At 34.9% G+C, this 23,611-nt stretch carries 23 protein-coding genes and 1 other RNA gene; 12 read left to right on the forward strand and 12 right to left on the reverse strand.

All coding sequences use genetic code 11. The features are described 5' to 3' along the window. Positions 1-64 precede the first annotated feature (64 nt). The 8 genes from thrA to PXD56_RS16720 all read left to right on the forward strand — a co-directional run bounded on the left by thrA (position 65) and on the right by PXD56_RS16720 (position 8,831). A complete protein-coding gene (thrA, locus tag PXD56_RS16685; RefSeq protein ID WP_276494470.1) occupies positions 65-2,506 on the forward strand; it encodes a bifunctional aspartate kinase/homoserine dehydrogenase I in 2,442 nt (813 codons plus the stop codon). A gap of 24 nt (positions 2,507-2,530) precedes the next feature. After that, positions 2,531-3,457 (forward strand): homoserine kinase, encoded by a 927-nt coding sequence (locus PXD56_RS16690; protein ID WP_276494471.1) that lies wholly within the window; start codon positions 2,531-2,533, stop codon positions 3,455-3,457. A gap of 41 nt (positions 3,458-3,498) precedes the next feature. Next, on the forward strand, positions 3,499-4,794 hold the full coding sequence (gene thrC / locus PXD56_RS16695; protein ID WP_276494472.1) for a threonine synthase: 1,296 nt from the start codon (positions 3,499-3,501) through the stop codon (positions 4,792-4,794). 97 nt (positions 4,795-4,891) lie between these two features. Further along, a complete protein-coding gene (gene gcvT / locus PXD56_RS16700) occupies positions 4,892-5,977 on the forward strand; it encodes a glycine cleavage system aminomethyltransferase GcvT (protein WP_276494473.1) in 1,086 nt (361 codons plus the stop codon). Further along, the gene (locus PXD56_RS16705) at positions 5,978-6,892 is read left to right on the forward strand and encodes a glutaminase (protein ID WP_276494474.1); all 915 of its coding nucleotides are present in this window, start codon (positions 5,978-5,980) and stop codon (positions 6,890-6,892) included. It abuts the gene before it with no gap. Next, on the forward strand, positions 6,889-7,716 hold the full coding sequence (locus PXD56_RS16710; RefSeq protein ID WP_276494475.1) for a sugar nucleotide-binding protein: 828 nt from the start codon (positions 6,889-6,891) through the stop codon (positions 7,714-7,716). The genes PXD56_RS16705 and PXD56_RS16710 overlap by 4 nt, the downstream gene beginning before the upstream one ends. A gap of 17 nt (positions 7,717-7,733) precedes the next feature. Then, complete coding sequence (locus tag PXD56_RS16715) at positions 7,734-8,024, forward strand: 4a-hydroxytetrahydrobiopterin dehydratase (RefSeq protein ID WP_276494537.1); 291 nt, start codon at positions 7,734-7,736, stop codon at positions 8,022-8,024. A 96-nt stretch (positions 8,025-8,120) separates the two neighbouring features. After that, positions 8,121-8,831 carry a YebC/PmpR family DNA-binding transcriptional regulator gene (locus PXD56_RS16720; protein WP_276494476.1) on the forward strand — a complete coding sequence of 237 codons (711 nt, stop codon included), beginning with the start codon at positions 8,121-8,123 and terminating at the stop codon, positions 8,829-8,831. Between the two features lie 90 nt (positions 8,832-8,921). Here PXD56_RS16720 and PXD56_RS16725 read toward each other — a convergent pair whose 3' ends face one another. From PXD56_RS16725 to PXD56_RS16750, 6 genes are all read right to left on the reverse strand, one after another. Next, complete coding sequence (locus tag PXD56_RS16725) at positions 8,922-9,449, reverse strand: 1-acyl-sn-glycerol-3-phosphate acyltransferase (protein WP_276494477.1); 528 nt, start codon at positions 9,447-9,449, stop codon at positions 8,922-8,924. Between the two features lie 64 nt (positions 9,450-9,513). Further along, a complete protein-coding gene (locus tag PXD56_RS16730) occupies positions 9,514-10,623 on the reverse strand; it encodes an iron-containing alcohol dehydrogenase family protein (protein WP_420828455.1) in 1,110 nt (369 codons plus the stop codon). A gap of 23 nt (positions 10,624-10,646) precedes the next feature. After that, entirely contained in the window at positions 10,647-11,345 is a 699-nt protein-coding gene (locus PXD56_RS16735; protein WP_276494478.1) for an HAD family hydrolase, read from the reverse strand. Beyond that, positions 11,336-12,049 (reverse strand): 3-deoxy-manno-octulosonate cytidylyltransferase, encoded by a 714-nt coding sequence (gene kdsB, locus PXD56_RS16740; RefSeq protein WP_276494539.1) that lies wholly within the window; start codon positions 12,047-12,049, stop codon positions 11,336-11,338. The genes PXD56_RS16735 and kdsB overlap by 10 nt, the downstream gene beginning before the upstream one ends. Positions 12,050-12,075: 26 nt before the next feature. Next, positions 12,076-12,645, reverse strand: a complete 570-nt coding sequence (locus PXD56_RS16745; protein ID WP_276494479.1) for a DUF4126 domain-containing protein — start codon at positions 12,643-12,645, stop codon at positions 12,076-12,078. A gap of 62 nt (positions 12,646-12,707) precedes the next feature. Continuing rightward, entirely contained in the window at positions 12,708-14,141 is a 1,434-nt protein-coding gene (locus PXD56_RS16750; protein WP_276494480.1) for an ATP-dependent DNA helicase, read from the reverse strand. Positions 14,142-14,242: 101 nt separating this feature from the next. On the opposite strand from PXD56_RS16750, the gene PXD56_RS16755 reads away from it, so the two are divergent. From PXD56_RS16755 to PXD56_RS16765, 3 genes are read left to right on the forward strand one after another with little or no spacing between them, the layout of a single operon-like run. Then, positions 14,243-14,893 carry a hypothetical protein gene (locus PXD56_RS16755; RefSeq protein ID WP_276494481.1) on the forward strand — a complete coding sequence of 217 codons (651 nt, stop codon included), beginning with the start codon at positions 14,243-14,245 and terminating at the stop codon, positions 14,891-14,893. Beyond that, entirely contained in the window at positions 14,871-15,707 is an 837-nt protein-coding gene (locus PXD56_RS16760; protein WP_276494482.1) for a DUF3822 family protein, read from the forward strand. The genes PXD56_RS16755 and PXD56_RS16760 overlap by 23 nt, the downstream gene beginning before the upstream one ends. Beyond that, the gene (locus PXD56_RS16765) at positions 15,707-16,243 is read left to right on the forward strand and encodes an RsmD family RNA methyltransferase (protein ID WP_276494483.1); all 537 of its coding nucleotides are present in this window, start codon (positions 15,707-15,709) and stop codon (positions 16,241-16,243) included. The genes PXD56_RS16760 and PXD56_RS16765 overlap by 1 nt, the downstream gene beginning before the upstream one ends. 96 nt (positions 16,244-16,339) lie before the next feature. Here the strand turns inward: PXD56_RS16765 and rnpB are convergent. Beyond that, positions 16,340-16,648, reverse strand: an RNA gene (gene rnpB, locus PXD56_RS16770) — RNase P RNA component class A. Positions 16,649-16,757: 109 nt separating this feature from the next. Here rnpB and PXD56_RS16775 point away from each other — a divergent pair. Then, positions 16,758-18,620: a DNA polymerase III subunit gamma/tau gene (locus tag PXD56_RS16775; protein WP_276494484.1), complete on the forward strand. Its 1,863-nt coding sequence runs from the start codon at positions 16,758-16,760 to the stop codon at positions 18,618-18,620. Here the strand turns inward: PXD56_RS16775 and PXD56_RS16780 are convergent. From PXD56_RS16780 to eboC, 5 genes are read right to left on the reverse strand one after another with little or no spacing between them, the layout of a single operon-like run. Next, positions 18,615-18,962, reverse strand: a complete 348-nt coding sequence (locus tag PXD56_RS16780; RefSeq protein WP_276494485.1) for a transmembrane 220 family protein — start codon at positions 18,960-18,962, stop codon at positions 18,615-18,617. The two genes, PXD56_RS16775 and PXD56_RS16780, sit on opposite strands and share 6 nt — an antisense overlap. Positions 18,963-18,968: 6 nt before the next feature. After that, a complete protein-coding gene (locus PXD56_RS16785) occupies positions 18,969-20,342 on the reverse strand; it encodes an alkaline phosphatase family protein (RefSeq protein WP_276494486.1) in 1,374 nt (457 codons plus the stop codon). 1 nt (position 20,343) lies between these two features. Next, entirely contained in the window at positions 20,344-21,537 is a 1,194-nt protein-coding gene (gene eboE / locus PXD56_RS16790) for a metabolite traffic protein EboE (protein ID WP_276494487.1), read from the reverse strand. Between the two features lie 5 nt (positions 21,538-21,542). Further along, positions 21,543-22,703: a 3-dehydroquinate synthase gene (locus PXD56_RS16795; protein WP_276494488.1), complete on the reverse strand. Its 1,161-nt coding sequence runs from the start codon at positions 22,701-22,703 to the stop codon at positions 21,543-21,545. 7 nt (positions 22,704-22,710) lie between these two features. Further along, positions 22,711-23,610 carry a UbiA-like protein EboC gene (gene eboC / locus PXD56_RS16800; RefSeq protein WP_276494489.1) on the reverse strand — a complete coding sequence of 300 codons (900 nt, stop codon included), beginning with the start codon at positions 23,608-23,610 and terminating at the stop codon, positions 22,711-22,713. Position 23,611 lies beyond the last annotated feature (1 nt).

Consider the following 23,611-nt stretch of genomic DNA (forward strand, 5'->3'; position numbering starts at 1 on the left):
ATATATCTCCGTACCCGTGTTTAATTACACCGTTTTTTAAATTACAAAGTCAATATTTCATATCATGAAAGTTCTAAAATTTGGTGGCTCATCTGTAGCCAAGCCTGAAAATATAATTAAAATTAAAAATATTATCTCTAAGTATAACGACCCAATAATACTGGTTGTTTCAGCTTTAGGAGGTGTAACCGATCTTTTACTAGAAGCTGGATCCTTAGCTTCTGTTCAAGATGAATCTTATAAAAATATTCTAAGTACATTAGAAGAAAGACACTTATCTACCATAAAAGAGCTTATTCCGGTTACAGCACAAAGCAAGGTATTAAGCAAAGTAAAAAGTGAATTCAATGTACTGGAAACATTATTAGAAGGTGCTTTTTTTATTGGAGAAATCACTCCTAAATTATCAGATAAAATAGTTAGCTACGGCGAACTTCTTTCCTCCTATATCATTAGCGAATACCTTATTAGTGAAAAACTAGACACTGAGTTTAAAGATAGCAGAGAGCTTATTGTTACGCACAAGCTCAACGGTAAAAATGTAGTTAATTTTGTAAAAACCAACGCTAACTGCATTGAACACTTTAAAGCTTCAGATAAAAAAGTAACGGTTTGCCCAGGTTTTATAGCTACTTCTGAAGATGGAATATCTACAACCCTAGGTAGAGGCGGTTCTGATTATACTGCAGCCATTTACGCAGCTGCTATAGATGCAGATGTATTAGAAATTTGGACAGATGTCAGTGGTATGTATACCGCCAACCCAAAAATGGTAAAACAGGCAAAAGCTATTCCGCATATTTCTTATGAAGAAGCTATGGAGCTTTCTCATTTTGGCGCTAAAGTGCTTTACCCACCAACTATTCAGCCTGTATTATCTAAAGGTATATCTATAGTTATTAAGAACACCTTTAGTCCTGATGAAGCAGGAACACTAATTACTAAATCTAAAAATGAAAAAGGAAAGACCGTTCGTGGAATAAGCCATATTGGTAATATTGCACTACTTTCTTTAGAAGGACCAGGTATGGTAGGTATACCCGGAATTTCAAAACGCTTTTTCGAAGTACTTTCTCAAGCAGATATTAGTGTGGTGTTAATTACGCAAGCATCGTCTGAGCACTCTATATGTGTAGGTATTTCTGCCGATGATGTTGAAAAGGCTATAAATATTGTAAATGAAGCTTTTGAATATGAGATTGAAAGAGGACGAATAAAAAAAGTAATACCTGAAAAAGATTTAGCTATTGTAGCCTTAGTGGGTGATAATATGAAAAGTCACCAAGGTTTGAGTGGTAAAATGTTTAGTACGCTTGGTAAAAACAATGTTAATATACGAGTGATTGCCCAAGGTGCATCTGAGAGAAATATTTCATGTATTATTAATGAGAAGGATGTCAAAAAAGCTCTGAACGCATTGCACGAAGAGTTTTTTGAAGAAAACATTAAGCAACTGAACCTTTTTGTAATGGGTGTTGGTAATGTTGGTGCAAAGTTTTTAGAGCAAATTAAAGAACAACGTAAATTCTTGAAAGAGAATTTAAAATTAAACATTAGAGTTATAGGAATGTCTAATTCTAGGACAATGCTTTTTGATGAAAAAGGTATTGATTTAAATGATTGGTCTTCAAAACTTGCATCAGGTGAAAAAGCAGATAAGGTTAAGTTTTTAAAGTTGGTGAATAGCCTAAATTACAGAAATAGCATATTTGTTGATAATACGGCCAGTGAAGAGGTTTCTAAAACCTATAGCGAGTATTTAGGCAATAGTATCTCTGTTGTAACTTGTAATAAAATTGCTTGTTCATCTACATTTGAGAATTATTCTCATTTGAAATCTTTAGCCAGAACATATAATGCCCCTTTCTTGTTTGAAACTAATGTTGGTGCCGGTCTACCTATTATAGATACTTTAAAACACTTAATAGCATCTGGTGATAAAATTTTGAAAATTCAGGCGGTGTTATCCGGTAGTTTAAATTTTGTTTTCAACAATTTCAATAACAAAACTACCTTCCATGATGTGGTAAAACAAGCTCAGGAAGAAGGATATACGGAACCTGATCCAAAAATTGATTTAAGTGGTGTTGATGTAATGCGTAAAATTTTGATTTTGGCTCGTGAGAGTGGAAATCAATTGGAAATTAGTGATATTACCAATAATTCGTTTTTACCTGAAGAAAGTTTAAACACAGCAAACAATGATGAATTCTTTGCTTCTTTAATACAAAATGAAGCTCATTTTCAGTCTTTATTTACTAGTGCAAAAAATTCAGATAGCAAGTTGAAATATGTAGCCCAGTTTGATAATGGCAAAGCAAGCGTAGGTCTACAAGAAATACCTAAGGGTCATGACTTTTACAACCTAGAAGGCAGTGATAATATTGTACTATTTTATACGGAAAGATACCCTAATCAGCCTATGATCATTAAAGGTGCTGGTGCTGGTGCTGCCGTAACGGCTTCTGGTATTTTTGCGGATATTATACGAATTGGTAATTTCTAAATTTCATAACATAAAGTATTTATTATGAGCCAAAATGAAATTAAAGTTTTTTGCCCTGCAACAGTTGCAAACGTTTCATGCGGATTTGATGTTCTAGGCGTTGCCTTAGATGCTGTCGGTGATGAAATGGTAGTTAGAAAAGTACCTCAAAAGGGAATAAAAATAACCAAACTTACAGGGCAAGACCTACCTAAAGAGACCCTAAACAATGTAGCCGGTGTTGCTGGTAATGCATTTTTATTGGCATCTGATTACGATGGCGGGTTTGAAATTGAAATTGATAAAAGAATAAAACCTGGTAGTGGTATTGGCAGCAGTGCTGCTAGTTCTGCCGGTGCTGTTTGGGCAATGAATCATTTATTGAACAATCCGTTCAGCAAAACTGAACTTGTAAAATTTGCTATGGAAGGCGAACGCTTAGCTAGTGATGTTGCTCACGCAGATAATGTTGCCCCTGCCCTATTCGGTGGCTTTACATTGGTACGCAGCTATAGTCCTTTGGATATTATTGATATTCCTGCTCCGTCAGAATTATACATAACAATAATCCATCCGCAGATAGAAATAAAAACATCGGATTCTAGAAAGATTCTAAAGACAACTATTTCTATGGAAACCGGTATTAAACAATGGGGAAATGTTGGTGGTCTGGTTGCAGGTTTGTTCAAAGAAGATTATGAACTAATAGGCAGGTCTTTAGAAGATCATATAGTAGAGCCAATACGTTCTATCTTAATACCTGGTTTTGACGAAGTCAAAAAAGTCTCTTTAGAAGCTGGTGCTTTAGGTTCTGGCATCTCTGGATCCGGACCATCAATCTTTTCATTTAGCAAAGGGGAAGAAACTGCTATCAATGTAGGTAATGCAATGAAAACAGTTTACGATAAAATTGGTATAGCTTACGAAATACACGTATCTAAAATTAATATGGAAGGCGTTAAACTTTTATAAGTTGAGCACTGGTACATTGATAACATTTAAAAATATTCAATTTGAAATTTTATAGTTTAAACAATACAGCTCCAGAGGTTTCTTTTGACACTGCCGTAGTTAACGGTATTGCACCTGATAAAGGTTTGTATTTTCCAGAAAATATCAATCCGTTACCAAGTTCTTTTTTTGAGAATATCGAAACCTTTTCTAACGAAGAAATCGCGTTTAAGGCAATTCAACAATTTGTAGAGGACATTGTTCCTGATGATGTTTTAAAAGACATATTAAAAGAAGTATTGGATTTTGATTTTCCAGTAGTTAAAATTACCCCCAATATTGCCACATTAGAATTATTTCACGGACCTACCATGGCTTTCAAAGATGTTGGCGCTCGTTTTATGGCACAATGTTTAGGCTATTTTTCTAGGTCTACAAAAAATGAAGTGACCGTACTTGTTGCTACTTCTGGCGATACGGGTGGCGCTGTAGCAAACGGATTCTTAGGTGTTGAGGGTGTTAAAGTGGTTATACTTTATCCTAGTGGAAAAGTTAGCGATATTCAAGAAAGACAATTAACCACTTTAGGCAAAAATATTACCGCTTTAGAAGTAGATGGTACTTTTGATGATTGCCAAGCTATGGTTAAGAATGCTTTTTTAGACAAAGAACTTCTTGACAATATGAAGCTGACTTCGGCCAACTCTATTAATGTTGCCCGTTGGTTGCCACAATTATTCTATTTCCTTTTTGCCTATAAGCAAACAAAATCAAAAGGTAAAGAAATCGTGTTCTCTGTACCGTCAGGAAACTTTGGTAATATTTGTGCAGGCTTAGTTGCTCAACGCCTAGGTATGCCTGTAAAGCATTTTATAGCTTCCACAAACGTGAATGATACCGTACCGCAGTTTATGCTTACAAATGAGTATACCCCTAAACCATCAACAGCCACTATTTCTAATGCCATGGATGTTGGCGATCCAAGTAACTTTATAAGAATTAGGCATTTATTTCAAGATAATTTCGAAGATTTAAAAAAGAATCTTTCTTCATATCCTTTTAATGACAATCAAACAAAAGATGCCTTAAAAGAAATTTACAATATCAATGGATACATTGCTGATCCTCATGGTGCTGTAGGTTACTTGGGGTTAAAAAAGTATCAAGAACAACACCCTAACACCTATGGTATTTTCTTAGAAACTGCGCACCCGGTAAAATTCTTGGATATCGTTGAAGAAACACTTGATGAAAAACTAGAAATTCCTTCTCAGATTCAGAGAGTGATGGGAAAAACTAAAAAATCTATTAAGATTTCAACTTACGACGGACTCAAAAATTTTCTTTTAAAATCTTAGAACTTAATTAAAGAATAATATTTTCCCAATTCAGGGATTAGCCACATTTGCTTCTATTTATTTTCGATAAATTTGTATTGCTAATAAATAGATTAAGATGAAAAATACTGCACTTACCACAACACACGAATCTCTTGGTGCCAAAATGGTGCCATTTGCTGGTTACAATATGCCTGTTTCTTACGAAGGTGTAAATGCCGAACATGAAACAGTACGTAATGCTGTTGGGGTTTTTGATGTATCGCATATGGGTGAGTTCTTAATTTCAGGACCAAATGCATTAGCCTTAATTCAAAAAGTATCTTCTAACGATGCCTCAAAATTAACTATTGGTAGAGCACAGTATAGCTGTTTACCTAATGAAACGGGCGGTATCGTAGATGATTTAATCATATATAAAATTAAAGACGAGCAATATTTATTGGTAGTAAACGCCTCTAATATTGAAAAAGATTGGAACCATATTTCATCTTATAACTCAGATTTAAAAGCAGATATGCGAGATATTTCTGAAGGATATTCGCTTTTAGCAATACAAGGTCCAAAGGCGGTTGAGGCAATGCAATCATTAACTTCTGTAAACTTAGCTGATATCAAGTTTTATCACTTTGAAGTATCTGATTTTGCAGGTATTGAAAATGTTATTATTTCTGCTACTGGATATACAGGTTCTGGTGGATTTGAAATTTATTGCAAAAATGAAGAGGTCAAACAAATTTGGGATAAAGTTTTTGAAGCAGGAGCCGATTTTGGTATAAAACCTATAGGATTAGCCGCAAGAGACACCTTACGTCTAGAAATGGGATACTGCCTTTACGGAAATGATATTGATGACAACACCTCTCCTTTTGAAGCTGGCCTAGGATGGGTGACAAAATTCACCAAAGACTTTGTGAATTCTGAAGCTTTGGCAAAAGAAAAACAACATGGACCCGAACGTAAATTGGTAGCGTTTATATTGGATGAACGTGGCATACCAAGACATGGTTACGATATTGTTGATACTAGCGGAAAAACAATTGGTGTAGTCACCTCAGGTACCATGTCACCTTCTATGGGAACTGGAATTGGACTTGGTTATGTTCCTCCTATATTTACGGAAATAGGTAGCAAAATAAACATTCAAATTAGAAAGAAAGCTGTACCTGCAACTATAGTTAAATTACCCTTTTACAAAAAGTAAATGATAGATTTTCAAAGTATTCTTACCACTATAAATGAAGCTGCCAGCAAAGAAAAGAATAAAGGTAAGATTGCAGATTACATTCCAGAATTAGCAAAGGTTGATGTAAATAATTTTGGCATTCATCTTATAGATAACAAACAACAAAACTATTCTGCAGGCAATTCAGATGAAAGGTTTTCTATACAGAGTATATCTAAAGTTCTAAGTCTTTCAATGGCCTTAGGGTTAATTGGGGAAAAGATTTGGACACGTGTAGATGTCGAGCCATCTGGAGACCCTTTTAATCATTTATCGCTTTTGGAATTAGAAAATGGAATTCCTAGGAATCCTTTGATAAATCCGGGTGCCATTGTAATTGCCGATATTTTAGTATCTCAATTAGAAAATCCTAAGGAAGAGTTTTTAGCATTCGTTCAAGATATTGCAAACGACGATTCTATTCGTTATGATGTAGACGTAGCAAATTCTGAAAAACGAACAGGGTTCCGGAATTTTGCAGCTGCAAATCTTTTAAAATCCTATGGAAATCTAAAAAATGACGTAGATGTAGTTTTAGATTTTTATTTTCATCAATGTTCACTTAGCATGAGTTGTGCACAGTTAACCAACACATTTTTTATGTTCATGAATCATGGAAAATGTAGAAGAAACAATATATTCTTAACCGTAACTCAAGTGAAACGTATTAATGCTATAATGCTTACTTGCGGATTTTACGATGAAGCTGGGGAATTTGCCTTTGAAGTTGGCTTACCGGGCAAAAGTGGTGTCGGTGGCGGTATCGTTGCATTATTACCAAATAAATTCTGTGTAGCTACTTGGTCTCCAGGACTCAACCCAAAAGGAAATTCTAAATTAGGAATGCTTGCCCTAGAAAAATTAACTACAGAAACAGAACTTTCTATTTTTTGAAATTAGACTCTAAAAAAATATTGATTCTTGGCGGAAGCGGATTCATAGGTAATGCTATTTACAAAGAGCTTTGTAATTATTTTGATACCTATGGCACCTATTGCCATGCTGCAAATACGTTTTCAGCAAATAAGCAATTTGTACATTATAACCTTGAAGAAGATGATATCGTTGAAGTTTTAGAAGAAGTTAAGCCACAAGTAATTGTTTCTGCTTTAAGGGGAAATTTTGCAGCCCTAGTCATTGCACATAATCATATATCAGAATATATTCTAAAAGAAGATTGTAAGATATACTTCATTTCTTCAGCAAATGTTTTTGATGCGTATAGCAAATATCCATCTTACGAGATGGACAAGACTTTATCTGAAAGTGTTTATGGCAGACTCAAAATCAAGATTGAAAATATGTTGCTTAGGCTACCAAAAAACAAAATGGCTATACTAAGAGTACCCATGGTATTTGGCAACGGCTCTCCCAGGGTCAAGGATATGAAAAAGGCTATAATAGAAAATGAACCTGTAGAAGTATTTCCTAATTTGATATTAAATGTCACCAATGACGATAAATTAACCCAACAAATTCATTATCTTATAAATAGAAACAAAACTGGTATTTATCACTTAGGAAGTAACAACTTAACGCATCATGAAGATTTTATAAAAGAAATATTAGAACGTGTTGGCAATTTTAATCCTATTATAAAAAGGGTGTATACCACCAATGAAGATAGATATTTGGCTGTTTTGCCAAAGACCAATACCTTACCCAAAAACTTACAGTTTACTTTTCAAGATATTATTGACCATCATGTTTTAAATTAGTAGCAATTATGAAAGAAATGGAAAAATTTACTGATCAGCAAATAGCGGACTATTTGGGTCAACTTGACGGATGGGAATATGTGGATGGCGCCATAGAAACCACATTTGAATTTAAAAATTTTAAGGAAGCATTTTCTGTGATGACAAGAATTGCTTTTGAATGTGAAGCCCAAAGTCATCACCCAGATTGGAGTAATGTATATAATACCTTAAATATTCGTTTAAACACTCACGATGCAAACGGTGTTACCGAAAAAGATTTTGTTCTTGCTAGAACAATAGAGGATATAATAGAAAGTGAATTTTAATAACCAATATCAATAATCAAAAATGGCATTCACGAAATTCATTTATTGATTTCTGAACGTTATACGTTTTTGTACATTTGTTTAAAATAATTTACCATGGGAAGAGCTTTTGAGTTTAGAAAAGCACGTAAAATGAAAAGATGGTCAGCAATGTCCAAAGCCTTTACTCGTATAGGCAAAGATATTGTGATGGCCGTAAAAGAAGGCGGACCGGATCCAGATTCTAATTCAAGACTAAGAGCAGTTATTCAAAATGCCAAGTCGGTCAACATGCCTAAGGACAATGTTGAGCGCGCTATTAAAAGAGCAAGTGACAAAAGTCTTGGTGATTATAAAGAAGTTCTTTTTGAAGGTTATGCCCCTCATGGTATAGCGGTACTAGTAGAAACTGCCACTGACAATAATACAAGAACTGTTGCCAATGTTAGAAGTTACTTCAATAAATGCAACGGTAACTTAGGTACATCTGGTTCTGTTGAATTCATGTTTGACCATACTTGTAACTTCCGTATTCCTGCAGAAGGTTTAGACCCGGAAGAAATAGAGTTAGAATTAATTGATTTCGGAGCAGAAGAAGTTTTCGTAGACGATGATGGAATTCTAATCTACGGACCATTTGAAAGTTTTGGCGCCCTACAAAAAGAATTGGAGAACCGTGAAATAGAAATTTTATCTTCAGGCTTTGAACGTATACCGCAAGTAACGAAATCACTAAACGAAGAAGAAGCTGCGGATGTAGAAAAGCTGCTAGAAAAATTAGAAGAAGACGATGATGTGCAGAATGTATATCACTCTATGCAAGAATAAACTTTACATATTTAAAATAAAAAAGGAGACCTATTTGGTCTCCTTTTTTGTTTGTAAGATTAGAATTCAAAAAAAACAGAAATAAATTTATCAATACTTCCCCTCTACCCCTTCAAAAAAAGCATGATATATTTTGAAGTCAGCTTCTTTATCTTCGGTTGGGATAAGAGGTTCTGATAATTTTATTTCTTTTTTGCCGTAGTCAAACGCCACTAATACAATGGGTACATTGGCGGTTTTAGCAATGTAGTAGAATCCTGTTTTCCATTTCTCTACTTTTTTTCTGGTGCCTTCGGGAGAAAGTGCCAGTCTGAACCTTTTTCGCTCACTGAAAATGGCTGCTGTAGCTTTTACGGTATCATTGGTTTTGGTACGATCTATAGGCGCACCACCTGTCCAACGAAAAAACCAACCAAATGGAGGTTTAAATAAACTCTTTTTGCCTACAAAATTTATTTCTTCTTGCCAGACAGCACGAATTAACAATCCCAACAAAAAATCCCACCAGCTGGTATGTGGTACTACAATAGCAACAAACTTATCCAAATGGGAAGGAAAAGCTCCATTGAGTTTCCATCCTAGAATTTTAAAATATATAAATTTTGCTATTTGTTGCATATCATATGATTGCAGATTACCCCAATTGAGAAATACTGCGAATTAAATAAGTAATTGAAATAAACTATATTTTTTTATAAATAGCTTTTAACTTTTCAGGAGTAATTACTGATTTCCAATCTTTGCCTAGAGCATTCTCCCATAAAGGCGCCATACCTAAGGCAACAGTTATCATAGTATCCATTTCTGAATTAGACAAGTTTGCGCAAATTCCTTTTGGTAACTTAATATCATGCTTTTTAAGCATTTTATTGAAAACTTCCACTCCCTCAGGATAAAACTCTTCTAAATATTGAAAGACAAGGCAATTGCCTATACCGTGCTTAACACCTAAAACATATCCTAGGCCATAACTCATAGCATGAGCCACACCAACCTGCGAATATGCAATACTCATACCTCCATGCCAAGATGCCATCATCAGCTTCTCTCTACTGTCCGATGCCTCTATATCTTCTAAAAATACTTCTTTACAAAGTTCTAAAGATTTCTCGCCATAACTTTGACTAAAGGCATTCAAGAAAGTTCCGTTCAATGATTCTATACAATGTATATAACAATCCATACCTGTATAAAACCATTGTTCTTTTGATACGCCCTTAGTTAAATCTGGATCTAACAAAACCTGATCAAAAGTGGTGTAATCAGAATTAATGCCCAGTTTCTTTTCGGGGCCCATTAATACTGTAGTTCTTGACACTTCTGCTCCGGTTCCACTTATAGTAGGTACACCTACGTGATAGATAGCTTGTTTATTGACTAAATCCCACCCTTGATATTCTGATGCGCTACCATTATTGGTCAACATTATTGCAACTGCTTTTGCCAAATCTAATAAAGTACCACCACCGATACCAACAATGCCTGACGGTAATTCAGTAAACTTTTCTTGTATCATTTTCACAAGGGCATCTACTTGCGCTGTCTTCGGCTCTTCTTCCGCAGAAATTAAAATAATCTGGTCACAAAAAATATTAGGTATTCTACTTATAAGTTCAGTATTTTCAAAAACATCATCTACCAAATAAATCATTGGTGCTTCTGAATGTTTTCTTTTTGGCATTAAAATATCGCCTAGGGTACTGAAACTTCCTTTACCGTACACTACTCTTGGTACCATTGGAAAATTTCTAAACTCTTCCGAAGCCTTTGTTGGTATTTTCTTCAATGTCATTTGTTTATTCACGTCCACTATCATTAAACATATTCCAAAATATCCGTTAGTGTAGAAATAGTCATGTATCCCTTATTTTCTACCGGACCTTCTACCTTTTCATGCTCCCAAGTGGTATGAAATGGCACATGCACAGCTCTTGCCCCTATTTCAACTAACGGCAAAACGTCGGATTTCAAAGAATTACCTATCATTAAAAACTCACCTGGGGCTATCTGTAAATGTTCTAACAAATGACTATAATTCTTTTCCTTTTTATCACTCAATACTTCTACATGATGAAAATACTCTGACAATCCCGATCGTTCTAATTTTCGTTCTTGATCTAATAGATCTCCTTTTGTCAAGACTATTAATCGGTACCTATCTTTTAAACTTTTCAAAACATCTTCTACTCCGTCCAATAATTCAACAGGCTGGGTAATCATATCTTTACCTAAATCTAAAAGTGCTCCCAACGTCTTAGTAGAAACCTCATTATTAGACAGTTCTAGAGCACATTCAATCATAGAAAGCATAAATCCCTTTACACCATAACCATATAAATTTAAATTCTTTATTTCTGTTCTAAAGAGCTCCTGATCTATTTTATTTTTGGTTTCGTACTTCTCCAATAAATTGGCAAACTTATCTTCAGTATCCCTAAAGTAAGTTTCATTTACCCATAAGGTATCATCAGCATCAAAGCCAATTACATTTATTCCATCAAAATTTATTTCCATGCCGCTTGAGCTCTCTTTAAATCTTCAGGCGTATCAATCTCTATACCCTGAACATTTGTTTCTACCATTTTAATCTTCTTACCATATTCTAAATAACGAATAGCTTCAATTTTCTCCGTTGCCTCTAGCTGTAACATAGGCAACCTTTGAAAATCCATTAAAGCACTTTTTCTAAAGGCATATATACCTTTATGCTTGTAATATATGGTCTGCTCACTTTTTGCCCTTGGGTAAGGTATTGGTGACCTTGAAAAATACAATGCAAAATCTCTGTTGTCTACAATTACCTTTACAGTGTTGGGATTATTGATTTCTTCTTCATCGGTTATCTTAACCATTAAAGATGCCAAATCAATTTCTTTGTGAATGTCATCCTCAAAAACCTTCATTACCCCTTCTAAACTTTCGCGGTCAGTAAATGGTTCGTCTCCTTGCACATTTACAATTATATCAACATCCATCTGCATAACCGCTTCTGCAATACGATCACTACCACAGTCATGTTCTTTTTTACTCATAATTGCCAAACCACCTGCTTTAACAATAGTGTCATAGATAACATCACTATCTGTAACCACATATACTTCATCAAACAACTTGGTGTGCACCGCAGCTTGATAAGTTCTTAAAATGACCGGTTTACCAGCTAAATCCTGCATCAATTTTGCAGGAAATCTTGATGCCGCATAACGGGCAGGAATCATTGCTATTTTTTTCAACTACTTCTATTTTATGTTTTTGCCTTTGGTCTTAGGCTTCTGTATATCCTAAAAATGACAACCAAGATGATGATTACCAAAACCGCTGCTAAGATAGGTGCAAATATCGAAGCGACCGATACTACCGCTGCAGTACCTGTTTCTACAGTAGTTATTACAGGATTTGCCAAACCACCAGTTGTAGCGGTTGACGCCAACCTACCTGTTGCTCCAGCTCCTTTTATTGCCGTAGCAGTACCACCACCCGCAATTATTGCCAATGACCAAGTGATTACGGGATCTAAATCTGCAACCGTAGACACCATCACTGCGGTACCTGCTATTGCCGCTAAAGGAACCGCAATACTATCTAACAAATTATCGAACCATGGGATGAAATAGGCAAATATTTCTAACAATGTTGCTATACCTAAGGTTAATACCGCAACTAAACTTCCTATCCATTGCCAATTATCATTTAGTTCCCATACACCAAAATAAGATGCCAAACTCAAGGCGAACAATGGTAAAAACACCCTGAAACCTACAGATGCCGCCAATCCTATTCCTAAAAATATACTTAAAACCGTATCTGTTGTCATATGCTGTTTACTATTGGTGTGATGTTCTTTCTGGTATGAATATTTACTAAAATAGCCTTTTCTTAATCAAGAAAAAAATCGTCCTTAAAACCAATAAGATACAACTTGCTCTTTGCCCTAGTTACCGCTGTATACAGCCAGCGTAAGTATTCTTTATCTATACCATTAGGTAAATATGGCTGTTCTATAAAAACGGTATCCCATTGTCCCCCTTGAGATTTATGACAGGTTATGGCATATGAGAATTTTACTTGCAACCCATTGAAATACTTATTATTCTTAACGCCCAAAAACTTTTTATACTTAGAACTTTCATGCGCAAAATCTTTCATTACTTCTTGATATAATCTATTACCATCCTCATAAGATAAGGAAGGTGATTCAGCAGTAATGGTATCTAATAACAATACCGTTTCAAACGGTGCCATATTTGGATAATCGACCATTTTAACCTTAACCTCCGCAAACTTAAAGGTGTAGATCTCCTTAATGTCATATATTTCTAGAATCTCTATAATATCTCCGTTAGCAATAAATCCAGCTTCTGAACTTGGCTTTAACCAATAATAGTTATTCTTAACTACCATCATAAAATCGCCAACAGCAATGTCGTTCTCTAAAAACAGTATACGTTCCCTAATATTCTGATTGTATAGGTTCGCTCTTTTATTGGAACGTACTATAAATGCTGTTTCCTCTTTTCCATTTTCCGAATATGAACTATCAATAGCTTCTTGGATCTCATTTCCATCTATTAACCTTACTATATCTGTAAACGGATCAACATCAAATTTAAAATCTTCAAAGAATTCGCTTTGCAATTGCTCCCTTAACAGGGTTGCATTTGCCAAAATGCCTGAATCTCCTGCTTGCCTTACTACTTCATTTAATTCTAAACGAACTACTTCTTTATTATAATTCAAAGAAAGTTTATCACCATCCAAAGCAGGACTCAATACTAAATGAACCGGTGGTAATTGGGCGGTGTCTCCTATTAATAACAACTTACATTTGTGACCAGAATAGACGAACATCATTAAATCATCTAACAAAGATCCGTTTTCAAATAATTTAGAGTCGGCCGCCGTGTCCGGAATCATAGATGCTTCATCAACTATAAATAAGGTATCTCTATGTTTATTAGGGGCCATTACAAACTGTACTCCACCACCACTTTGCTTTTTGGGGAAATATATTTTTCTATGGATAGTAAATGCCTGCGTTTTTGAATAATTAGACATCACTTTTGCCGCTCTACCCGTAGGTGCCATGAGCACCGCCTTCTTCTGAACCTTCCATAAACTGTTAACTAAAGTGCCTATTAAGGTAGTTTTACCAGTACCCGCGTAACCTTTTAACAAAAAAACTTCATCTTTAACAGTTGAAAGTGTGAATTCGGCCAATTTCTGCAAAGCCACTGATTGTGTGGCAGTTGGTGAGTGAGGAAATTTGGTTTCTAGTATACTATAGAATGATGCGGGTGTTGTTGGTTTCATGTGGCTTCAAAGATAAAGATGATTTTTAGCCTAAAAACTTTTACGATTAAAAAAAAATTGTAGATTTGTGAAGACCACTAAATAAAAATAACACATACGAAATGAAGACCATAATACAAATAGTACTTTGGATTGGATGTATCGCTTTAGGATACTTTATTTACAACTCCATAACAGGACCAATCAAATTTAAAGAGGTAAAAATAGAGCGCTATTCTCAGGTTATCGCCAAATTGAAAGACATTAAAAACTCTCAAGAGGCCTACAAAACAGTAAACGGCAAATACGCTAACGACTTCAACAGTCTTATTCGTTTTATCGATACTGGTAAATATGTTATTACACAACAGAGAGACTCTTCTTTCATGGAATTTGACAAGGCATATGGAATTGATATGCTAAAAGAAATGAAAATCATCGATACATTAGGAACTGTTTCTGTAAAAGATTCACTTTTTAAATCTGATGCTAGATACAAGAGCTTAATGGATGTACCTACAGCAGCAAACGGTGAGAAATTTACAATGAAAGCTGGTTTTGTTGAAAAGAGTGGATATAAAGCTCCTGTTTTTGAAGCAAAAGTTGATAAAGAAGTTGTTCTTTACGATCAGCCTAAAGATTTATTATCTCGTGAAAAAGCTGCATTAAGTGTAGAAGAAGTAAACGGACCATCTATTTATGTAGGTTCTTTAGACGAAGTTAGTACAAGCGGTAACTGGCCATCCATATATGACAAAAAAGTTAAAAAATAATAGCTTAAACATAGCGGATAAAAATTTTAAAAAATTGTCCATTCAGGTTAGCTTGAATGGACTTTCTTTTTGTGTAGCAGATACTGTTTCGCAAAAATTGTTGATTTCTGATAGAATAGATTTCTCTGAAGAAAAAAACCCAATGACCGCTAAAGATGAATTGCAAATTCTTTTACAAAAGCATGATATAGAAAACATGCAGTTTGATGAAGTTGTAGCTGTTCATAGAAATACACTTTTTGGTCTGGTACCAAAATCATTATTCAACCCCAATCATTTAAATGAATACCTTAAATTCAATACCAAGGTATTAGCTAACGATGTTTTAGCTTACGATGAGGTTGAAAATCATGACTTAGTTAATGTGTATGTGCCATATGTTAACATTAATAATTACATCTACGATCTTTTTGGCGAGTTTGATTTTATGCATACCGGCACAGTATTGTTACAGTCCTTACTAAACAACCAAACACAAAATCAAACAATTACCTGTTTTGTTCATGTTAATACAGAGCAATTAGATATTACAGTTCTAAATCAACGTAAACTTCTTCTATACAATAGTTTTAAATATCAAACAAAAGAGGATTTTGTCTATTACCTACTTTTCGTAATTGAGCAGTTGGAATTAGACCCTAAAACCGTTATTGTAAAACTATTTGGAGATATTGAAGAAGATGACGAAACTTTTCAACTTTGCTATAATTACATCCAGAATATCAGCATATTTGAACCTTCAGCGGCTCAACTATTAAAACTTGGAGAACCTGCAACAGGCTCTATAGATTTCACCCTTATTAATACAATATAATGCGCATCATATCAGGAAAACATAAAGGTCGTCACTTAATGGCTCCTAAAAAACTACCTGTTAGACCTACAAAAGACATGGCTAAAGAGAGCTTGTTCAATATTTTGAATAATAGCTACTATTTTCCAGACCTTAAAGTCCTTGATCTTTTTGCTGGCACCGGCAATATTAGTTATGAATTCTCATCTAGAGGTGTTGATGATGTTCTTGCTATAGATGCACACTCCGGATGCATACAATTCATTGACAAAACGGTTGAATTGCTAGACATGAATATTCGCACTTTAAAGAGCGATGTATTTAGCTTTCTTCAAAGAAATACAGAGAAATTCGATATCATATTCGCTGATCCTTTCTACGATATGGAGTTAACGGATTTTGAAAAATTACCCGAACTGGTTTTTGAAAATGACCTTCTATTAGAAGATGGCGTATTAATTATAGAGCATTCTAACCGAACTAGTTTAGCTGAATTTTCACACTATAAAAATTCAAGAAAATACGGTGGTAGCGTATTTAGCTTTTTTGAAAAGTAAGTTGTAAAAGAAGAGATCCTATTATTTAAGTGCTGAGAATATTTAACTAAGCTGAAGTTTATTTCCAATAGGTAAATTCCAAATCTACCTAATCATAAAAAAAGCAGGCCATAAGCCGGATTCTGTATTCTGAAAAAATCAGAATTCCTTATCATTTATCTAGGCAAAGGGTTACCCCTGAGCTCTAACCGCCTACCCTTCGACTTGGGCGTGCAGCCCTTAAACACCGATTTACATGACGTTTCACCGTATAGAGTTTACCTGGTTTCACTACAGCCGAACTGTACTTGCTTTCTGTTGCACTTGTCCTCACATCTCTGCGGACGGGCGTTACCCGCTATACTGCACTATGGTGTCCAGACTTTCCTCTCCCAATTACTTGGCAGCGATAAGGTGGCCTGCTGAGCGCAAATGTACTGCAATTGTTGATAACTAAGGATGATCTCTTTTCTTTATTCTCGTTAGAATTAAAGGCTATATTTATATTTGTATAAGTTTAATTAGAGATAGAATTTTGGAACCATTTATTGTATCGGCTAGAAAGTATAGACCCCAGACATTTAAAGATGTTGTGGGTCAGCAGTCTATAACCAATACACTACAAAATGCAATAGACCAAAATCACCTTGCACAAGCTTTGTTATTCTGTGGACCAAGAGGTGTTGGTAAAACTACCTGCGCCCGTATTTTGGCAAAACAGATAAATTCTGATGGTACCGAAAAAGAAAATGAAGATTTCGCATTCAATATTTTTGAATTGGATGCAGCTTCAAATAACTCTGTAGATGATATTCGTAACTTAATTGATCAAGTACGTATACCACCACAAGTAGGTAAATACAAGGTATATATTATTGATGAGGTACATATGTTATCTCAGTCCGCTTTTAACGCATTTCTAAAAACTTTAGAAGAGCCACCAAAGCATGCTATTTTTATTTTGGCAACAACAGAGAAGCATAAGATCATACCAACGATTCTTTCTAGATGTCAAATTTTTGATTTTAAAAGAATTACGGTTAAAGATGCTGCCGAGTATTTAAAATATATAGCAGAAAACCAAGGTGTAAATGCTAAAGATGATGCGTTGCATATCATTGCCCAAAAGGCAGATGGTGCTATGCGTGATGCTCTTTCTATTTTTGACAGGGTTGTCAGCTTTTCCGGTTCAGAGCTTACTCGTAAAGCGGTTACCGAAAATTTAAATGTCTTAGACTACGATACTTATTTTGAGGCTACAGATTTAATATTAGAGCATAATATTCCAGGGTTACTTATATTATTCAATAAGACATTATCTCTTGGTTTTGACGGACATCACTTTATATCTGGTCTTGCATCTCATTTTAGAGATTTAATGGTATGCCAACATCCAGATACAATCAACTTACTAGAAGTTGGCGAAGCCGCACAACAACTATATAGAGACCAAAGCAAAAGAACGGCTCCCTCCTTCCTTCTTAAAGGATTGGAAATTTCAAATGACTGCGATTTAAAGTATAAAACGAGTAAAAATCAACGCTTACTTGTTGAATTAACGCTAATGAAACTTGCCTCTATCAATTTTGATGGAGAAAAAAAAAATCCTGAATCCGTAGCTCTTAACAATAAGACTATTGATTTCATTGCCCCATCTGCATTTTATAATCAAGCTCCAAGACCATCCAAAAAGGAATCTGAAGTTAAACCTGTAACTGGAAATCAACCAGCAGTAACACAAACCGAGACTCCTAAAGCAACAAGTGCTATAAACAGTACTACGGAAACCCTGGTAGAACCTAAAAAAGCTACAACAACTATTGAGACGCAAGTAGCTCCTAAAAAAACCAGAGAAGAACCTCAACAAAATACTGAAACATCAACTTCAGCAGAAACCAGTACTGATGTTAAAAAGCCGATTATTAATCGCCCTATCAAAAGGGTTTCAGGACTTTCAATTTCTAGCTTAAACGCCAAAAAACAACACGAGTTAAACAAAATAGAGGTTGTTATTGATGAAAACAACCTACCAAAAGACCCATTTACTGAAGATGAACTCCGTAAGCATTGGGCAGATTTTATAGAGATTATCGATAAGAAAGGTCAAAAAATTCTAGCTTCTAACCTACATTCAGATATTCCTAAATTAAAAGAGGGCTTCGCTATTCATTTAGAGCTTCCTAACGGTACCATGAAAAAGGAGATTGAGCGTGAACAGTTTGAATTGATGGAGTATTTACGTGCTAAACTGAACAACCATTTCGTTCACTTAAATATTACAGTAAATGAAACAACATCTACGAAATTTGCATTTACTCCCGAAGAAAAATACCAAAAACTAAGAGAAAAGAATCCGGTAATTGATTTGCTGAGACAAGAATTCGATTTATTTTTATAACCTTCTCCTAATTCTGAAAGCAAAGACTAAAAGCACAATCGAAATTATTAAAAGTCCGAAAGCCTCTCTACCTAATTCTACAGTAACGATATCTCCGTCATTTAAATCGAACCCTTGAAAGTCTGTTGGATAAAGATAAATGAAGCCCACAAAAGCTAGTACACCTAAAACCAATGGCACAATATATCCTACTTTATTTAGCGCAAACAATAAAGAGATTAAAGCTGCAATACCGTAAATAACAATCCAATGTAACGAGTCTGGATCATTGTATTGTAAACCTGCACCTACAGTGAATAATACAGCAAAAACGTAGCCTAATATCTTAAATAATAGATTCATTTAAATTTACTTTAATAAGTGATCTTCAATAAGATCACGCACTTGTATTGCACTAATTTTCTGATCGTTATCACCAGTTACATGATTACTTATAAATATTGGAAAATCTTCTACATCTTCAGTTAATCTACCGTGTGAACCTTTAATCAAAGTTGCATCGATCGGTATTATATTCATGACCGTTCTAAAGCCTATTTTCTTTTTAAGTAGCTTACCAACTACTTTGGCCATCACCAATTTATCTTTTGGATCTGTCATCATTTCAACCGGATCGTAACCTGGTTTTTTGTGGATATCAACCATTCTTGCATAATCAGGTGCTTTCGCATCATCTAGCCAGAAATAATACGTAAACCAAGAATCCTTATCTGCAACAATCACAATATCACCACAACGCTCATGATTTATATGATGTTTTTTTAAATCTTCACTATATAGTACTTTTTCTACTCCTTCTACACTCTTAATCAAGGAAGCTACCCTTTCAATATCTTGCTTATTCTTGCAATAAACATGTGCAATTTGATGATCTGCAACGGCAAAAGCATCACTTGCCCCAGCATCTAAAAGCTCTAACCCTCTTTCTTCACGTACAGCAATAAAACCCTCTTCACGTAATATGCGATTCAAATGAACTGGTCTGTTTACATTCGTAATCCCATATTCAGAAAGTAGAATCACCCTGGTTTCTAATGCTTCATAATGTTCTACCAGCTGTTTAACTACAGTATCAATTTCATTTAAATCTTTGGAAATGATTTTAAAATCAAGACCATATCGCTGCAAATTATAATCTAAGTGCGGCAAATAAATAAATGTAAGATCTGGGTTATGTTTTTTATCAGTCAACAGTGCTGCATCAGCAATCCATTTCGATGAATTAATTGTAGTTTTTGGTCCCCAAAATTCAAATAAAGGAAATGTTCCTAAGGTATTCTGCATATCATCACGCAACTGTGCCGGATGAGAATATACATCTGGAATTTTCCTGCCATCTGCTAAATAATTTGGTCTTGGCGTTAGACTATAGTCAACATTACTATACATATTGTACCACCAAAAATGATTAGCACAAGTGAAATTAGGATGCTTATCTTTTACATCATCCCATATTTTTGACTGTTCTACCAACTTGTTCGATTGCCGCCAGAATTTAACCTCGCACTCATCTTTAAAATACCAACCATTACCAACAATACCATGTTGAGATGGCCATTTACCAGTTACGTAGGTAGATTGCACAGCACAAGTAACACCCGGTAAAACCGGCTCTATGTATGAGGTTTGACCTTTCTCTAAAAATGATTTAATAAACGGAGTATGCTCACCTATCAATCGCTTTGTTAACCCAACAACATTTATGACTACCGTTTTCTTCATTTTACATGTGTGATTTAAACCACTCTAATTCACGAATTATAGATACTGATAAATCTTGTTTTAAATCTGCCGGAAGCACCTCCCAAGTATAGGTTTCTATTTCTAGGTGTTCAGATATAGGATTCGATTTCATATAATTCATTGTTTTTAAAATATGATCTTGTGTTGAGAACAACTCGCCATATTTTTCCAAGAAAATAGGAACATGATAATGTGCCCTTAGTTCTTTATGATTTCTATCACCCTCTAGAACTAGCGGCAGATCGCTATAAGTTTTTACTTGATTATGTATTTTTTCAGTTACTTGATGTAAATAGGTAGGCTCGTTAAATTGTGAAAGCTCTTGCCAAATACGTTCATCATATTCTCCATTAAAAAGAATTTTCAATGCGGCACTTACTTGAATTTTACCAACTTTGATATCTTTTGTTTTAAACTTGGCAAATGTATCGGCTGGCTCTTCATAAGCTAATGCAAAATGGCAAACATCATAACAAACGGTAATATATTTTTTAATTAAAGCTTCTGCCTCTTCCGGATTTAAATTCAGTTCTTTTTTAAAATAAGCAGTCCCTAAAGGCAATAAGTACTCTGAATAAAATGCCAATACCTCATCGCTGTTTTCTAACAATCCGTCTGGTTCGGGCTCAATATCTAAATGCAGATAAGTTTCTGTAGCTTGTTCAATTTCAAATAAGTGCTTGGCAACTTCGAGCATATTTTCAGCTCCAACCTGAAAAGCATTTTTTGTTTCTCTTTCTGTTTTATGCCAGTATTTATAGGTTATAGGTGATGTTGATATTCCTCCGTTCATACCTTCGGGAATTAATTCCGACAATTGGCGGAACAATCTTTTGGTATACCTCAAACGCTCATTGGTTGTCCAATCTGGAGCATGTACCATATCTTTCACACGTTCATCATGAAAATCCCCATAAGGAAATCCGTTCATGGTGAATACATAGAGATTATTCTCGTCTAACCACTTTTTAAAATCGGACATGTTATCACCTAAATCAAGCTCCTCACTTGCTTTATTTGATAAGCGAAGCCCTAGCCCAAAAGGTTGTTCTTTTGAAACTTCTTGCTTAATAATCGGTACATGTTGTTTAATACTTTCAAAAGTACTTTTCCAGTCTTGACCAGGATGAATATTTGTACAATAGGTTAAATGAAAATTCTCTTTTAGCTGCATTGAACTTAATTTAATGCGAATTGATGATTCAACTTTGTAATTGCTTGTGACATTAGCTCCATATCAATAGTATGAACATCATGCTTTACACCTAAGTCTGAAATTAGGGTAATTGTCAACTTACCACCTAAATGCTCTCTAAACTCTTCTATACCGTTCAATAGAGCCGTTATTTGTTCTTCTCCCTGAACCGGAAGAGACAAATCAAAACCAATGGCAATCATAACATCTAAAATGTGCTGTAAATCTACTTCCGAAATTAATCCAATTAACTGCGCATAAGTAATATCTAATGCGATGCCTTTGGCAACAGCTTCTCCATGACGTAATTCATAATTTGTCATGAATTCCATCTTGTGGGCAGCCCAATGTCCAAAATCCAAAGGTCTTGATGACCCTGATTCAAACGGATCACCGCCTTGTGCTATATGGTGCATATGCATTTCTGCACATTTATAAATTACGTATTGCATTGGCTCCATTTCTCTATTCTTCAATGCCACAGCATTTTCTGCAATATATTTAAAGAAGGTTTTATCCTTAATTAAAGCTACTTTAATAGCTTCAGATATACCGGAAATCCAATCACGTTGTTCTAGGGTTTCTAGAAAACTACTATCATTAATAATTGCAAATGGAGGCGCAAATGTGCCTAAGAAATTCTTCTTTTTAAAAGCGTTTACACTATTCTTTACACCTACTGCAGAATCGTTCTGAGATAAAACTGTTGTTGGAATTCTAATCAACTTTACTCCTCTATGCGCAATTGCAGCGGCATAACCCACCATATCAATTACTGCTCCTCCACCTATAACCACTACAAATGAATGGCGACATATTTTGTTTTTATTGACTTCTTGCAATACAGAATCTATAGCTTTATCACTATTTTTTACTTGCTCACCACCTGGCAACACTAATGTATTGGTGTACTTTATAATTTGTTTATGCTGTTCACAATATGCTTCAATTTGATTTATTAATGTAGGATGATGACTTTCAACTCCGTCATCCAACACAAAAAGAAGTTTAACAGGCTCAAAATCTTTATAGTCTGCAATTAGATTTGCGAATAAAGGATTCTTCAAAGCAAATAGCCCTGAGGTAAAGTACAGCTGATAATCATACTGAACTTGAAAAGACTGTTTTATAGGTTGTAATTGCATATGTATTTTATGTTACTGCAAATAGTTTAGACAATAGTATTGATAATGGTAGTAATAATAAAACAGCTAAGGCCAAGTACCAATTAGAAAAACCGGCTACCCAACAAGCGTTCATTACCACCAACGACAATACACCTCCCATTACGGCTTTCTTAATATTTTTGGGAGAATTATCTTTGTAAGCCTTTAATAGCGGTTTAAAAATTAAATATCCAAATAAGACTAAGAACGGAATTATATATATAATTTGAGATGTTTGTAGCATTACCATTAAAGTAATTGAAGTTATTACAATTGCATATAAAATACCCGCCCAAACAATATGTTTTTTATTATCCCCATGTACTTCTCCCCTACTAATTAAAGTGATAGCGAAGATATATACTACAGGTACTAGAGAAATGTACCAATTAGAAACCGTTCCTAAAATAGACATTCCCATTAAAAGATTTAGCCCACGACAGATACCCATGTTCAATGGACCGCCAAAACCAAATTGCTTAAAATACCCATCATAGGTTAAAATTGCAAAGGTCAAGGCAACTGAAATGAGTCCGGACAACATTGCACATTTGAATGCCAGGGTAATACCGATCAACATTAAAATAGTGCCAAAATAAACAGCTTCACGTTGCGGCACCAGTCCGCTAGGTATAGCTCTTTCAGGTCTTTCCACAGCATCTAATTCCGCATCAAAAACATCGTTAAAAACAACCCCTCCTGCATATAGAGCAACAGATGAAAAAACCAATAAAAGCACATCACCGCTTTGCTCTACCAGAAAATTAAGTACTTCTATATTTCGTAGATATAACGCGATAGCAATACCCGCCAGAATATCTGCTGCTGCAGTTGGCAAATTTGCAGGTCTTGCCAAACGAGCAAAACCCATTAACTTATCTTTCATT

Origin of the sequence: Maribacter zhoushanensis, from assembly GCF_029350975.1 — a bacterium.
In the GTDB taxonomy this organism is placed as follows: domain Bacteria; phylum Bacteroidota; class Bacteroidia; order Flavobacteriales; family Flavobacteriaceae; genus Maribacter; species Maribacter zhoushanensis.

What these genes read in the sequence shown, in the direction of transcription:
- gcvT (WP_276494473.1), top strand. Translation starts at nt 4,892, where the DNA reads ATGAAAAATACTGCACTTACCACAACACACGAATCTCTTGGTGCCAAA.
- thrA (WP_276494470.1), top strand. Translation starts at nt 65, where the DNA reads ATGAAAGTTCTAAAATTTGGTGGCTCATCTGTAGCCAAGCCTGAAAAT.
- PXD56_RS16765 (WP_276494483.1), top strand. Translation starts at nt 15,707, where the DNA reads ATGCGCATCATATCAGGAAAACATAAAGGTCGTCACTTAATGGCTCCT.
- PXD56_RS16795 (WP_276494488.1), bottom strand. Translation starts at nt 22,703, where the DNA reads ATGCAATTACAACCTATAAAACAGTCTTTTCAAGTTCAGTATGATTAT.
- eboC (WP_276494489.1), bottom strand. Translation starts at nt 23,610, where the DNA reads ATGAAAGATAAGTTAATGGGTTTTGCTCGTTTGGCAAGACCTGCAAAT.
- kdsB (WP_276494539.1), bottom strand. Translation starts at nt 12,049, where the DNA reads ATGATTCCTGCCCGTTATGCGGCATCAAGATTTCCTGCAAAATTGATG.
- PXD56_RS16750 (WP_276494480.1), bottom strand. Translation starts at nt 14,141, where the DNA reads ATGAAACCAACAACACCCGCATCATTCTATAGTATACTAGAAACCAAA.
- PXD56_RS16720 (WP_276494476.1), top strand. Translation starts at nt 8,121, where the DNA reads ATGGGAAGAGCTTTTGAGTTTAGAAAAGCACGTAAAATGAAAAGATGG.
- PXD56_RS16745 (WP_276494479.1), bottom strand. Translation starts at nt 12,645, where the DNA reads ATGACAACAGATACGGTTTTAAGTATATTTTTAGGAATAGGATTGGCG.
- PXD56_RS16725 (WP_276494477.1), bottom strand. Translation starts at nt 9,449, where the DNA reads ATGCAACAAATAGCAAAATTTATATATTTTAAAATTCTAGGATGGAAA.
- PXD56_RS16785 (WP_276494486.1), bottom strand. Translation starts at nt 20,342, where the DNA reads ATGAAGAAAACGGTAGTCATAAATGTTGTTGGGTTAACAAAGCGATTG.
- PXD56_RS16730 (WP_420828455.1), bottom strand. Translation starts at nt 10,623, where the DNA reads ATGACATTGAAGAAAATACCAACAAAGGCTTCGGAAGAGTTTAGAAAT.
- PXD56_RS16760 (WP_276494482.1), top strand. Translation starts at nt 14,871, where the DNA reads ATGACAAAAAAGTTAAAAAATAATAGCTTAAACATAGCGGATAAAAAT.
- PXD56_RS16690 (WP_276494471.1), top strand. Translation starts at nt 2,531, where the DNA reads ATGAGCCAAAATGAAATTAAAGTTTTTTGCCCTGCAACAGTTGCAAAC.
- PXD56_RS16755 (WP_276494481.1), top strand. Translation starts at nt 14,243, where the DNA reads ATGAAGACCATAATACAAATAGTACTTTGGATTGGATGTATCGCTTTA.
- PXD56_RS16780 (WP_276494485.1), bottom strand. Translation starts at nt 18,962, where the DNA reads ATGAATCTATTATTTAAGATATTAGGCTACGTTTTTGCTGTATTATTC.
- eboE (WP_276494487.1), bottom strand. Translation starts at nt 21,537, where the DNA reads ATGCAGCTAAAAGAGAATTTTCATTTAACCTATTGTACAAATATTCAT.
- PXD56_RS16715 (WP_276494537.1), top strand. Translation starts at nt 7,734, where the DNA reads ATGGAAAAATTTACTGATCAGCAAATAGCGGACTATTTGGGTCAACTT.
- PXD56_RS16705 (WP_276494474.1), top strand. Translation starts at nt 5,978, where the DNA reads ATGATAGATTTTCAAAGTATTCTTACCACTATAAATGAAGCTGCCAGC.
- PXD56_RS16735 (WP_276494478.1), bottom strand. Translation starts at nt 11,345, where the DNA reads ATGGAAATAAATTTTGATGGAATAAATGTAATTGGCTTTGATGCTGAT.